Source organism: Embleya sp. NPDC020630, assembly GCF_044334985.1.
Classification (GTDB): domain Bacteria; phylum Actinomycetota; class Actinomycetes; order Streptomycetales; family Streptomycetaceae; genus Embleya.
Window position 1 is genome coordinate 109,711 of record NZ_JBIRUB010000012.1, and the last position, 13,506, is coordinate 123,216.

General features: G+C 71.5%; 8 protein-coding genes. 5 read left to right on the forward strand and 3 right to left on the reverse strand.

Annotated elements, in window-relative coordinates:
- The first annotated feature begins 174 nt into the window (after positions 1 to 174).
- A complete protein-coding gene (locus ACH4XV_RS32985) occupies positions 175 to 693 on the forward strand; it encodes a tetratricopeptide repeat protein (RefSeq protein ID WP_395795987.1) in 519 nt (172 codons plus the stop codon).
- Here the strand turns inward: ACH4XV_RS32985 and ACH4XV_RS32990 are convergent.
- The 3 genes from ACH4XV_RS32990 to ACH4XV_RS33000 form a co-directional block, all read right to left on the reverse strand.
- The gene (locus tag ACH4XV_RS32990; RefSeq protein ID WP_395795988.1) at positions 645 to 2,144 is read right to left on the reverse strand and encodes a PLP-dependent aminotransferase family protein; all 1,500 of its coding nucleotides are present in this window, start codon (positions 2,142 to 2,144) and stop codon (positions 645 to 647) included. The two genes, ACH4XV_RS32985 and ACH4XV_RS32990, sit on opposite strands and share 49 nt — an antisense overlap.
- Positions 2,145 to 2,260: 116 nt before the next feature.
- A complete protein-coding gene (locus ACH4XV_RS32995; RefSeq protein ID WP_395795989.1) occupies positions 2,261 to 3,187 on the reverse strand; it encodes a slipin family protein in 927 nt (308 codons plus the stop codon).
- 105 nt (positions 3,188 to 3,292) lie between these two features.
- Positions 3,293 to 5,434 carry an MMPL family transporter gene (locus ACH4XV_RS33000; RefSeq protein WP_395795990.1) on the reverse strand — a complete coding sequence of 714 codons (2,142 nt, stop codon included), beginning with the start codon at positions 5,432 to 5,434 and terminating at the stop codon, positions 3,293 to 3,295.
- 132 nt (positions 5,435 to 5,566) lie between these two features.
- Between ACH4XV_RS33000 and ACH4XV_RS33005 the strand changes: the two genes are divergently transcribed.
- From ACH4XV_RS33005 to ACH4XV_RS33020, 4 genes are all read left to right on the forward strand, one after another.
- Entirely contained in the window at positions 5,567 to 5,785 is a 219-nt protein-coding gene (locus ACH4XV_RS33005; RefSeq protein WP_395795991.1) for a hypothetical protein, read from the forward strand.
- A gap of 842 nt (positions 5,786 to 6,627) precedes the next feature.
- Positions 6,628 to 10,695 (forward strand): Pls/PosA family non-ribosomal peptide synthetase, encoded by a 4,068-nt coding sequence (locus ACH4XV_RS33010; protein ID WP_395795992.1) that lies wholly within the window; start codon positions 6,628 to 6,630, stop codon positions 10,693 to 10,695.
- Positions 10,696 to 10,765: 70 nt separating this feature from the next.
- Positions 10,766 to 12,124, forward strand: a complete 1,359-nt coding sequence (locus tag ACH4XV_RS33015) for an aspartate aminotransferase family protein (RefSeq protein WP_395795993.1) — start codon at positions 10,766 to 10,768, stop codon at positions 12,122 to 12,124.
- Between the two features lie 79 nt (positions 12,125 to 12,203).
- Positions 12,204 to 13,469, forward strand: a complete 1,266-nt coding sequence (locus ACH4XV_RS33020; RefSeq protein ID WP_395795994.1) for an aspartate kinase — start codon at positions 12,204 to 12,206, stop codon at positions 13,467 to 13,469.
- The last annotated feature ends 37 nt before the right edge of the window (positions 13,470 to 13,506 follow it).

The window sequence follows — 13,506 nt, forward strand, 5'->3', positions numbered from 1 at the left end:
AATCCCCCTACTCAAACCGGCCTTTGAGGCCGTCAGGTCGCCATACAGCGCTTCGCCCCGGTGCGGGTCGACCCCACGCCAACCACCCGGCCCGGCACACGGCAGGATCGTCCGCACCGCGGCCCGGCCGCGGTGCGGTACCACCCGTCCCGATTCCGCGGAGGCTTTGCACACATGAGCGACAACGGCACCGACACCTGGACGCGGCGCATGGACGATCTATGGGCCGACTTCGACGCGCATCAGCCGGACGACTTCGTGGCCGCCGTTCGGGCGCTGGTCGACGAGCGGCCCGACGACGACGCGGTCGCGGCCTACTGGATGGGGTCGGCGTACGACTCGACCGGCTACGAGGCCGAGGCGGCTCCGCACTATCGGCGCGCGTTCGCCCTCGGGCTGCCCGAGGACATGCGGCGCCCCGCCACCATCCAGTTCGCCAGCACGCTGCGCAATCTCGGCGAACTCGCCGAGAGCGTCGCGCTGTTGACCGCCGAGCGGGAGGCCGGATCCGACCAGCTCGACGACGCGCTGGCCGCGTTCCTGGCCCTGTCCCTGGTCGACTCGGGGCGCGAACGCGAAGCGCTCGGCCTCGCCCTGGGCGCCCTGGCGCCGCACCTGCCCCGCTACACCCGCTCGGTCACCAACTACGCCCGCGCCCTGATCGAGGACCCGGAACCCACGACGGCCGGCTGAGCGTCACCCGCACCGGCCGGACGCCGACCCTCGTCGAGCCCGGTGCGCAGGGCCCCGGCCAACGCCTCCAGGGCCCGCCGCCACGCGTGCCCCGGCGGGGTCGCGTAGCCGATCACGAGCGCCGCCGGTCGGGTCGGGTCCGGGTCGCGCCAATAGCCCTGGCCGTGCAGGCCGTGCAGGCGCAGGCCGAGCCGACCCGCCGCGGCGATCACCCGGCGCTCGTGGTCGGCCGAGGGCAGCGGGAGCAGTGCGTGCAGGCCGGCCGAGATGCCGCTCAGGGGGGTGTCGGTCACGGCCGCCACGCACTCCGCGAGATCGGCCCGGCGGCGCGCGTAGCCGAGTCGGGTCCGCCGGACGTGCCGGTCGTGGTCGCCGCGCCGAATCAGGTCGGCCAGGGCCAGTTGCTCGATCGCGGACGGCGCCGCGCCGGTCTCGACCACCGCCCGCAGCACGGCGTCGCGCAGCGCGGCCGGGACGACCAGCCAACCGATCCGTACCCCCGGGGCCAGTGTCTTGCTCGCGGTGCCGGCGAAGACGACCCGGTCCGGATCGAGCGCCTGGAGCGCGCCGACGGGACGACCTCGATAGCGGAACTCGCCGTCGTAGTCGTCCTCCACGATGTATCCGCGGCAGCGCCGCGCCCATGCGACGAATGCCGCGCGCCGCTCGGCCGAGAGCACCACGCCCGTCGGATGCTGATGCGCGGGCGTGAGCAGCACTGCCCGTACGTCCGACGGCAGTTCGTCGGGATCGGCGCCGTGCCCGTCGACGGCCAACGGGATCGGGACGACGCCGGCCGCGCGCAGGAGATCCCGGTGTCGGGCCAGACCGGGCTCCTCGGTCGCCGCGCGCCGCCCACCTGATGCGGCCAACGCCCGCCCCACGACGGCCAGTCCGTGCCCGAAGCCGGTCGTGATCACCACCGCGTCCGGCGTCGCCCGCACACCCCGGGTGCGGGCCACGTAGTCCGCGATCGTCGCCCGCAGCTCCGGCACGCCGCCCGGCTCGGGTTGACCCAGCACCCGCGCATCCAACTCGGCCACGGCCCGGCGCACGCTCGCCGCCCACCGATCACGCGGAAAGGAGGTGAGATCGGGCAACCCGGGCCGCAGGTCGAACATCGGCCCACCCCGCGGCGCCACCGTCGGCGACACGGTTTCGCCGCCCCGCCCCGCCGCGATCGCGGCCACCCTGGTCGCCGAGCCGGTCACCGCCACCAACCAGCCCTCGGCGGCCAGTTGCCCATACACCCCGACCACGGTCCCCCGCGCCACCCCCAGATCGGCGGCCAGACTGCGACTACCCGGCAACCGCGTGCCCGCCCCCAGCCGCCCGGACCGCACCGCCTCCCGCAACGCCGCTTCCAACGCCCGCCCGACCCCACCGTCCGCACGCACGACATCAAGATGCAGATCGAGCCCACCGACCCCCACCACCCGCTCCACCGGCACGCCCCCACCTCCCGCACACGAACGACCGACCGGGACCACCCTCGCGCCCCCAGCCTACGAAGCAGCCGGCGAGCACCGAGGCAGGCGGGCCGCGACGGGCCTCGCGGCAGCGGTCGTCACCGCCGGTTCTTCAGGTGATGCGGATGCGTCGACACCGGCGGTCGCGCGTGCCCCTCCCGCAACCACGCCGACGTACCGTTCGCGCCGGTCGTACCCGTCGCGGCGCCCGCCGCGGCCGGCGCGCCCGCCGCCGTCTCGCCCGAGTCCGGCGCCGATCCGGCGGTCGCGTTCTCCAGGAACCGCAACAGCTCCACCGGGAACGGCAGTACGACGGTCGAGTTCTTCTCCGCCGCCACCTCGACGATGGTCTGGAGCAGGCGCAATTGCAATGCCGCCGGGCTGCTCGACATCACCGTCGCCGCCGAGGCCAGCTTGCGCGACGCCTGGAACTCGCCGTCGGCGGTGATGATCCGCGAGCGCCGCTCCCGCTCCGCCTCGGCCTGCCTCGACATCGAGCGCTTCATCGACTCGGGCAGTGCCACGTCCTTGATCTCCACCCGGTCGATCTCCACTCCCCAGCCCACCGCGGGCGAGTCGATCATCAGCGCCAGCCCCTGATTCAGCGCCTCACGATTGGACAGCAGGTCGTCCAGGTCGCTCTTGCCGATGATCGAGCGCAACGACGTCTGCGCGACCTGCGACACCGCGAACTCGTAGTCCTGCACCTCGACCGTCGCCTTGATCGGATCGTTCACCCGGAAGTACACGACGGCGTCGACCCGGACGGTGACGTTGTCCCGGGTGATGCCGTCCTGGGCGGGAATCGGCATGGTCACGATCTGCGTGTTGATCTTCCGCAAACGGTCCACGAACGGCACGATCCGGGTCAGCCCGGCCGTACGGATCGGCTCCTGCACGCGGCCGAGGCGGAACACCACGCCGCGTTCGTATTGGCGGACCACGCGCAACCCGGTCGCGGCGAGCAGCCCGAAGAGCGCGACGATGCCGCCGACGAGAATGATGATCACGAGCGCCACGGTCATGGCCGACTCCGGTGCCGAAACGACTGTCCCGAGCATGCGGGCGTCCCCGAGCACTGCCTGCTCCCCCACTGTAACTCCGGCCCCGGCCCCACCGAAGACCCTCGGCTATCGCCCGTCGTCGCTCCCGGCCGCGGCTCGATCCGCCGCCTCCGCCTCGCGTCGCCACAGCGCGCTCGGCCACCACATCCGGTGCCGCAGGTCGAGCGTCAGCGCCGTGACCACCACCGACCGCACCACCAGGGTGTCGAGCAGGACACCCAGCGCGACCGCGAAGCCGATCTCGGCGAATCCGACGATCGGCAGCGTGGCCAGCGCCGCGAAGGTACCCGCGAGCACGAGGCCGGCCGAGGTGATCACCCCGCCGGTCGCGGCCAGGCCGGTCAGCGCACCGGTGCGGGTGTCCGTGCGCATGCTCTCCTCTCGCACCCGGGTGCTCAGGAAGATGTTGTAGTCGATGCCCAGGGCGACCAGGAAGACGAACACGAGCAGCGGGAACGAGGTGTCCTCGGCTGCGAAGTCGAACACGTGGCGAAACGCCAGCGCGCTGATCCCGAGCGCCGTGGCGAACGACAGCACCACCGTCGCGATCAGCACCACCGGCGCCACCACGGCCCGCAACAGCAGCGCCAGGATGATCAGCACGACGGCCAGGATGACCGGGATCAGCACCTTCTCGTCCCGGACCGAGGCCCGGTTGCTGTCGAGTTGGGCCGCTGTGCCGCCGCCCACGAGGGCGTCGGCGTGCGGCACCGCGTGCACCGCGGAGCGCGCGGCGTCGACCGTGTCCCGGGCCGCGCCGCTGTCGGCGGCGTCGGTCAGCGTCGCCTCCACGTACGAGCGTCCGTCGCGCTCCGCCGGTACGCCCGGTGGCACGGTGACGCTGTCGGCGACCACTCCGGGGACGGCGGCGAGCGAGGCGCGGACCGCGTCCAGCGACGCGGTGTTCGCGACCACCTGGAGCGGTTGTCCGGTCCCGGCGGGGAAGTAGCGGGCCTGGACCTTCTGGCCGACCACCGAGTCGGGGGTGCCGGTGAAACTCTCGGCGGTGGTCAGGCCCGAGGCGTTCAGCGAGATCAGGCCGAAGGACAGCGCGGCCAGGATGGCGACGGTGGTGATCCACACGGTGCGCGGGCGGCGGGCGATGCGGCGGCCCATCCGGGACCACAGGCCGGTCTCGGTCGGCTCGGGCGAGCCCAGGTGCGGGACGGCGGGCCAGAAGATCCACCGCCCGGTGATCAGCAACACCGCCGGGAACAGGGTCAACATCGCCAGCAGCGCCACCGCCACCCCGATCGCGGCCACCGGTCCCAGGCCGTTGGTGGAGTTCATCTCGGCGGCGAGCAGGCACAACATGCTGACGATCACGGTGGAGGCGCTGGCGATCACGGCGGGGCCGGCCCGGTGCAGGGCCAGCGCCATCGCCTCGTGTCGATCCTCGTGCCGGCGCAGTTCCTCCCGGTAGCGGGCGACGAGGAGCAACGCGTAGTCGGTGCCGGCGCCGAAGACCAGCACGGTCAGGATGCCCGCGCTCTGCGCGTTGACCACGAGCGAGGCGTGCCGGGCCAGCACGTAGATCACCGCCTGGGCGGTGATCAGCGCGCCCACCACGCAGACCACGGGGACCAGGAGCAGCGTCGGACTGCGGTAGGTGAACAGGAGGATCACCACGACCACGCCGAGGGCGGCGAACAGCAGGGTTCCGTCGATGCCCTGGAACGCGTCGCTGCTGTCGGCGGCGACGCCGCCGGGTCCGGTGATGTGCGCTTCCAGGCCGTCGTCGGGGTGGTCCTTGACGATCGGTCGGATCTGATCCACCGCCTCGGCGATGCTGTTCCAGCCGTTGTCGCCGAAGGTGATCGGAACCAGGATCACCTTCGCGCGCGGGGCGGCGAGGCGGTCGGGCAGGGGACCCTGTACCTGGGAGCCGACGATGCCGTGGGCGGTCAGGGTGCGCAGGTGCTCGGCGTCGGCGGCGATGGTCGCGTCGTCGGTCGGGGTCAGGCCCGAGTCGCGCGCGAACACCACGACGGCGGTGACGTTTTGCGGCAGGAACGCCTTCGATGCGTCGACGACCCTGGTCGACTCGGCGTTGCCGGGCAACCACGCGGAGGCGTCGTTCTTCTCCGCGTCGGTCAGCTTGCTCGCGGCCGAACCGGCCGCGGCGAGGACCACGATCCAGAGCACAAGGATGATCCACTTGGCACGTCGTCCGCAGACCAGCCGCGCCGCTCTCCCCGCACCACCCATCCCCCACACCTCCACCGCTCGAACGTGATGTGGTGTCGCCCGAGGTGCACTCTCCCCAGGATGGCATCGGCCGGCGGATCCCGCTCCCGCCGGCGCCGGCCGATCGCACTCGGGTGCGCGACCCTGGACGACATGAGCGACAAGGCACACGGCCGCTTCGACCTCGTCGTCGAGGCATACCGTCCCGGTGACACATATCGGCTGGTCATGCTCGCCGACGGCACCTACCGTCGACTGCACGACCGGGGCGAACTCGACGCCCTCGCCGCCGAACTGGGCCTGGACCCCGCCGATCGCGACCAGGTCGCCTGGGAGGGCGGCGACGAGTGGCCCACGCACGACGGCGGTTGATCCATCCACGGCCGACCGCATGATCGCCCACAGCTGTTCCCGGTGCGTCAAGAGGCAACCGAGAACCAACCGTGAGCGAGTCTTTACGCGCCGTCGGAGCTTCTCGAAGCCCACGGGCGACTTTCGCCGCTCCGCGGTCGGCTCGATGTCGCCCCCGCGTCGACATCACCGCAACACTGTGTAGCTGTATATTTCCGGTAGGTAACATTCACTGGGGTGCCCGCACGCGGCGCCGGCCGACCGTCGAGCGCATACCTCTCCCACCCATGCCCGCCTCCATTCCGCCTCCGGATGTCCGATCGGGCGGCGTGCCGGTGGAGTGCGGCACCGGCCTCCGGTTACCCGTGGTAAACCTCACCCGTCGCAATGGGCCATCCCACGTTGGCTCGTATTCACCTGTTCCGGAGACGGCTCGCGAACCTAGTTTTCATTTCGCCTTCCATGCGCTATCGGGCAAATCTCAGGCCCGGCACGAGTCGCAATAGGCGGCACGAGCGTGATCTTCCCGGTCAAGAATGATCACGACTTCGAATTGCACAGAGAGCCGAACCCAAGGCGCCGCCACGGCGTTCTTCGGCTCTCCGGCCGTTCGCCGGAATCCACCGCGCGAAACGGCCGCGTCGGCTCGCCTCGGGCCGTTTCGGCGGGTGCTTCCAGATCCTTGAATACGTCTTCAGCTGCACCGATGGCGCCGGCAAGTCGCGCCCTTCCCCGTAGCGCCGGTCACGCGCGGGCGGTGCCGCAGCGGTCCTCCACACCTGTCGTGTATGTCGATCTTCAGACATACCTGATGGAATCTCATTATTCAACCGGGTTTACATAAATCCCGACGAGGACGAGTCATGACCCGTATGAGAACCACTCCCGGACCGGTGAACTCGGTCGTGACCCCGGGGGCATCACCCCCGACGGCCACTCTCGACAAGTCGCCGATCCGCGTACTTCCCCATTTCTTCGAGCAATCCTGCGACCGCAATCCAGAGGCCGTCGCCGTCGTCTGCGAGAACACCTCGTTGAGTTACGCGGAGCTGGACCGCCGAGCCAACCGCTTGGCGAGTCTGCTCCGAAACCGCGGGGCCGCTCCGGGCCGCACCGTGGGAATCCTCCTCGAACGCTCGCTCGACGCCTACGTCGCCCTGCTCGGCGTGATCAAGTCGGGCGCCGCCTACGTCCCGCTCGACCCGTCGTTCCCGGCCGAACGCGTCGCCTTCATCGCCCGGGACGCCGACCTGTGCGATCTGGTCAGTACGTCCGAGATGCGCGGGCGCACCGCGGAGGCGACCTGCCCCCTGCTCGAACTCGACGTCGCGACACAGGACTTGGCCCGACAACCCGACCATCGGCCCGACATCCCCATCGACCCGGGCTCGTGGTCCTACGTGATCTACACCTCCGGGACCACGGGCCGCCCCAAGGGCGTGGCCGTATCGCACGCGAGCATCGCCAACTTCCTGCACGTGGTCACCCCGATCTACCGGGTGGGCGCCCGGGACCGGGTCTACCAGGGACTCTCGATCGCGTTCGACTTCTCGGTCGAGGAGATCTGGCCGGCCTGGATCGCCGGGGCGACCCTGATCTCCGGTCCCACCGACGGCGGACGGGTCGGCCAGGGGCTGAGCGACTTCCTGTTGGAGCACCGCATCACGGTGCTGTGCTGCGTACCCACCCTGCTGACCACCATCGAGGGCGAATTTCCGCTCCTGCGCACCCTGTTGGTCAGCGGCGAGGCCTGCCCGCCGGACCTTGTCCGGCGCTGGGCGCGACCCGATCGGCGCATCCTCAACGCGTACGGACCCACCGAGACCACCGTCACCGCGACCTGCGGCGAACTGGGCCCGAACCGGCCGGTGACGATCGGCGTACCGCTGCCGACCTACCGGGTCTACATCCTCGACGAGCAACTGCGCCCGGTCGACGAGGGCGCCGGCGGGGAGATCTGCGTCGGCGGTCCGGGTGTGGCGGTCGGCTACGTCAATCGCCCCGACCTGACCGCCGAGCGGTTCGTGACCAACCCGATCGAGGCCGAACGCGCCGACGTGCCGAGGATCTACCGCACGGGCGACCTCGGCCGGTTCACCGCGACGGGCGAGATCGAATACCTCGGCCGGGTCGACACCCAGCTCAAGATTCGCGGCTATCGCATCGAGGCGGCCGAGATCGAGGAGGTGCTGCGCGAGGATCCCGCGATCGAGAACGCGGTGGTGACCCCACTGGAGCGGGATGGCGTCGTGCAGGACCTGGTCGGCTACGTGACACTCGTCGCCGGCGGCGACGGGGCGTCGGCCCCGGTCTGTGACGCGTTGCGGGCCCGGTTGCGGGTGGCCCTGCAGAGCCGGTTGCCCGCGTACATGATCCCGTCCTACGTCGAGGTGCTGCCCGAATTCCCTTTGCTGGCCGCGGACAAGGTCGACCGTGCCGCGCTGCCCGCGCCGGCCTCCGCGCCGCTGAACCGGCGCACCGGTACCCACGTCGCGCCCGAGACGGCACTGGAGCGGCACCTGGCCCGGGCCTGGGCGGACGTGCTCGGCGGCGCGGAGATCTCCGTCGAGGACGACTTCTTCTGCGACCTCGGCGGCCACTCCATGGCGGCGGCCCGACTGATCTCCCGACTGCGCCGGGAACCGGAGTTGCGCGGCGTGGCGATGGGCGACCTGTACGCCCACCCCACCATTCGCGGCCTGGCCCGGCACGTCGAGGCCGCGGCGGCGGCCGAGGACCGGGCGGCCGGTGTCGCACGGCAAGCCGCCACCCCCGCGCCGGCACCGCTGCGGCACCGCAGCCGGCGGGTATTCGCCTGCGGCGTCGCGCAGTTCGTCGCGCTGTACGCGTGGCTGCTCGCCCTGGGCCTGCCCGCGGTCGTGCTGCTGTACCGGGTGCTCCTGGCCTGGGGTCTGCCGATCCATGAGCCCGCGCCGGGCAGTCTGCTCTCCCGCCTCACCCACCTGTACCTCCCCGGGTTCATCGCCCTGGAGGTGGGGTGGATCGTCGCGAGCCTGCTCGTCACGCTGTTCGCCGCGCGGTTGTTGATGCTCGGCGTACGCCCCGGGTGGTATCCGCTGTGGGGCGTCACCTACCTGCGGTTTTGGCTGTACGGCCGGATGCTCGCGTTCAGTCCGCTCGCGTTCCTCACCGGATCCCCGCTCCTGGCCCCGTGGTTGCGGCTGGTCGGCGCCCGGGTCGGTCGCGGCTGCCATGTGTCGGCGGTGCTCGGGCTGCCCGCGTTCGTGGAGATCGGCGACGGGGCGAGCATCGGCTACGGCGCACGCCTCCAGCCGTACGTGGTCGAGCACGGGTGGTTGCGGCTGGCGCCGGTCCGCATCGGCGCCGGCTGCTTCGTGGGGACCAACAGCGTCGTGCTCGCGGGCGCGGTGATCGGCGACCGCACCTCGGTCGGCGAGCAGTCGTTGGTTCCGGCGGACCACGTGTTGCCCGCCGACGAGCACTGGGCCGGCTCACCCGTCACCCGCCAGGAGGGGGCGCCGGCGCTGCTCGACGCGATGGCGGCCGAGGACGACGGCCGGGCCTGGCCACTGCGGATCCTGATCGGCTTCGGCGCGGGTGCCGTACTGCTCGCCTTGGTCCCGCTGTTGGTCGCCGGCGCCGCCGGCGCGCTCGTGGGGGTCGTCGCCTGGCGGTACGGCTTCGGCTGGGCGATCGTCGCCACGCTCCCGGCCGGGCCGCTGGTGGTGCTGTTCACATGTGTCCTGGTGCTGGTGGTCAAGCGGGTGGTGCTGCCGCGCTCCCGGGCCGGCATCCATCCCGAACGCAGCGGCCTGGGCGTGCGCAAGTGGATCGGCGACGGCATGATGACGGCCAGTCTGACGCTGACCCACGCGCTCTACTCGACGCTGTACCTCGTCCCGTTCCTGCGCCTGCTCGGTGCCCGTACCGGGCGCTGGTCCGAGGTGGCCACGGTCAGCTTCGTCGACCCCGAGATGCTGATCATCGGCGAGCGCAGCTTCGTGGCGGACGTCAGCGTGGTCGGCCCGGCGGTGTTCCATCACGGGCAGGTCGCGCTCGCCCCGGCCGAGATCGGCGCGCGCAGTTTCGTCGGCAACGGCGCGCTCGTTCCCGGCTCGTGCCGGCTCGGCGAGAACAGTCTGCTCGGCGTGCACTCGCTCGCGCCGACCCGGCCGATCGACCCCGAGACCACCTGGCTCGGTTCGCCCGCGATCTTCCTGCCGCGCCGCGAGGAGAGCCGGGAGTTCCCGGCGAAGTTGACGTACGAGCCGAGCCGGGGGCTGATCGCGGCCCGGCTGGCGATCGAGTACTTCCGGGTGACGCTGCCCGCCACGATCGCCGCGCTGGGCGCGCTGGGCAGTCTGTACGCGGCCGTCCGGCTCGCCGGGGTGTGCCCGCCGTGGGTGCTGTTCCTGCTCGGTCCGGCCCTGTTCCTGGCCGTCGGAGTGGGCTCCACGCTGGCCGCGGTAGTGCTGAAGTGGCTGGTCATCGGCCGCTATCGGGCCAGGGTCGAACCGCTGTGGAGCATCTGGGTGCGCCGCACGGAGCTGATCACCGGGCTGTACGAGAACCTGGTCGTCCCGAGCCTGCTCAACCTCCTCGCCGGCACTCCCCTGATGGGCCCGGTGTTGCGGCTTTTCGGCGCCCGGATCGGCCGGCGGGTCTGGCTCGGCACCACGTATCTGACCGAGTTCGACCTGGTCGAGGTGGGCGACGACGCGGCGGTGGCGGAGGTGACGTCGCTACAGACCCACCTGTTCGAGGACCGCGTGATGAAGATGTCCGAGGTCCGGATCGGCGCGGGTGCCTCGGTCGGCACCCGGTCGGTCGTGCTCTACGACGCGCGGGTCGGCGCGGGCGCCTCGCTCGACGCCCTGTCCCTGGTGATGAAGGGCGAACACCTGCCCGACCAGACCCGGTGGCGCGGCATCCCGGCCCGCCCCGGGTGAGGCGTCCCGGTCCCGTCCCCGCCCCCAAATCCCCATCCCCCATGTCCCGTAGTCCCCATCGGAGATACCCATGACGCTTGCCCAGGTCACCATGACCGAGCCCCACGTGGTGTGCGACCTACCCGGTCCACGCTCCGCCGAACTGCTCGCGCGCCAAGCCCGGCGCGAGTCCAACGCCCGTACGTATCCGCGTAATCTGCCCATCGCGCTGGCCGAGGCGGCCGGCAGCTTCGTACGCGATGTCGACGGCAACGTCTTCATCGACTTCCTCGCCGGCGCCGGCGTGCTTTCCCTGGGCCACAACCATCCCGAGCTGGTCCGCTCGGTCACCGCGCAACTGGGCGTGCTCACCCACGGGTTGGATTTCCCGACGCCGGTCAAGGACGCGTTCCTGGAGGCTCAGCTGTCCATGCTGCCCGCCGGGATGCGCGAGCGCACGAAGGTGCACTTCTGCGGTCCCACCGGGGCCAACGCCATCGAGGCGGCGATCAAACTCTGCAAGATCGCCACCGGTCGCGGCGACGTCGTCACCTTCCAGGGCGGCTTCCACGGCAGCACACACGCCGCCATGGCGCTGACCGGTCTGGTCTCGGCGAAGCGGCCCGTCGCCAACAGCGTGCCCGGCACCCACTTCTTCCCGTTCTCCTACTGCGGCCGGTGCCCGCTGGCCCTGAGCCCCGCCACATGCACCACGAACTGCGTCGCCTACCTGGAGCGTTCGCTCACCGACGGCAATGCCGGCATCCCGCTGCCCGCCGCGGTGCTCCTCGAACTCATACAGGGCGAGGGCGGCGTGGTGCCCGCGACCGCCGACTTCGTCCGCCGACTGCGCGCACTCACCCGGGAGTTGCGGATCCCGCTGATCGTCGACGAGGTGCAGACCGGCTGCGGGCGCACCGGTACCTGGTTCGCGTTCGAGCAGTACGGGATCGAACCGGACGTCGTGGTCGCCTCCAAGGCGCTCAGCGGCATCGGCACCCCGATCGCGGTGATCCTGTACGACGACGCGCTCGACGGTTGGGCGGCCGGCGCGCACATCGGCACCTTCCGCGGCAACCAACTCGCTTTCGCCGCCGGGGTCGAGGCCGTTCGCATCGTCCGGCGCGACGACATCCTCGGCAACGTGCGTCGGCGTGGCGCGCAGATCGCCGACCGGCTCACGCCGCTGATGGCCGACCCCTGGGTGCGCGAGGTGCGCGGCCGGGGCCTGATGTGGGGCATCGAGATCGCCGACCCGCAAACCGGGCTGCCCGCCGCGGAGTTCGCCCGCGCGATCCAGGCCCGGGCGCTGCGCCGGGGGCTGATCGTCGAGCGCGGCGGACGCGAGGACTGCGTGGTGCGGATCCTCCCGCCGCTCAACGTCACCGCCGAGGTCGTGGACACGGCGTGCACGATCCTCGTCGACGCCGTCGAAGCCGGTCACCCGTAGGCCCATCCGCACCGGGCCACCGGCCGACCCGGCGCCGACCGGCCGCCCGTCCGGGGCGGTCTCGAGGAGATCTCACTCCATGGTTCTCATCGTGCAGAAGTACGGCGGCTCCTCGGTGCACAGCATCGAGCGCGTCAAGCAGGTCGCCGAACGCGTGGTAGCCACGCGTCACGAAGGTCACGACGTCGTCGTGGTGTTGTCCGCCATGGGCGACACCACCGACGAACTGCTCGACATGGCACGGCAGATCTCGCCCTTCCCGCACCCGCGCGAGCTGGACATGTTGTTCACCTCGGGCGAGCGCATCTCCAACGCGCTGGCCGCGATGGCGATCCGCGACCTGGGCGCGCGGGCGTGTTCGTTGTCCGGCCCCCAGGCGGGCGTGTTCACCACCGCCGAATACGGCAGGGCACAGGTCGTCGAGGTGGTACCGCATCGGGTTCGGCGCGAACTCGACCGGGGCCGCATCGTCTTGGTCGCCGGATTCCAGGGCCTGAACCGGGACACCGACGACATCACCACGCTCGGCCGCGGCGGTTCCGACACCACGGCCATCGCGCTGGCCGCGGCGCTCAAGGCCGACGTCTGCGAGATCTACACGGACGTGGACGGCGTGTACAGCGCGGATCCCCGGATCGTGCCGAACGCGCGGCTGCTCGACCACGTCACCTACGACGCCATGCAGGAGATGGCGGCGTCGGGGAGTCGGGTGCTGGCGCTGCGCTCGGTCGAGTACGCCCGCCGCTGGGGTGTACCGATCCAGGTCCGGTCCTCGTACGGGGACAAGCCCGGAACCACCGTATCCGGCGCGCCCGACGACGCCGGGGCGGAACCGTCACGGATCACCGCCGTCGCGCACGACCTGTCCGGCGCGAAGGTCACCGTGCACGGGGTCCCGGACGGCGCGGGGGCTGTGGGCCGACTGGTCCGCGCGGTCGCCGACGCCGGGGGCGAGATCGACATGGTGGTGCGGAACGCGGCACGACCGGACGACGCCCGCGCCGATCTGACGTTCGTCCTGCCCGAACAGGGCGTGGCCGCCGCGCTGGCCGCACTCGGCGCGATGCGCGCCGAACTCGGCTTCGAGGGGGTCAGCCACGACGCGGACGTCGGCAAGGTCTCGCTGATCGGCACCGGCATGCGGGCCGGTCCGGGGGTCACCGCGACCTTCTGCGAGACGCTGGCGGCCGTGGGCGTCAACATCGAGATCATGTCGACGTCGGAGATCCGGATCTCCGTCCTGTGCCGCACCGCCCAGGTGGTCGACGCGGTGCGCGCCCTGCACACCGCGTTCGACCTCGACACGATGGAGGAGGCCCTGGTCCACGCGGGTTCGGGTCGCTGATCGTCGGCCCACCGAGAACCGCCGGCGCCGGGAGTAC

Excerpts from the sequence above, each read along its gene's own strand:
- ACH4XV_RS32985 (WP_395795987.1), top strand. The coding sequence starts at position 175 with ATGAGCGACAACGGCACCGACACCTGGACGCGGCGCATGGACGATCTA.
- ACH4XV_RS32995 (WP_395795989.1), bottom strand. The coding sequence starts at position 3,187 with ATGACCGTGGCGCTCGTGATCATCATTCTCGTCGGCGGCATCGTCGCG.
- ACH4XV_RS33020 (WP_395795994.1), top strand. The coding sequence starts at position 12,204 with ATGGTTCTCATCGTGCAGAAGTACGGCGGCTCCTCGGTGCACAGCATC.
- ACH4XV_RS33010 (WP_395795992.1), top strand. The coding sequence starts at position 6,628 with ATGACCCGTATGAGAACCACTCCCGGACCGGTGAACTCGGTCGTGACC.
- ACH4XV_RS33000 (WP_395795990.1), bottom strand. The coding sequence starts at position 5,434 with ATGGGTGGTGCGGGGAGAGCGGCGCGGCTGGTCTGCGGACGACGTGCC.
- ACH4XV_RS33015 (WP_395795993.1), top strand. The coding sequence starts at position 10,766 with ATGACGCTTGCCCAGGTCACCATGACCGAGCCCCACGTGGTGTGCGAC.
- ACH4XV_RS33005 (WP_395795991.1), top strand. The coding sequence starts at position 5,567 with ATGAGCGACAAGGCACACGGCCGCTTCGACCTCGTCGTCGAGGCATAC.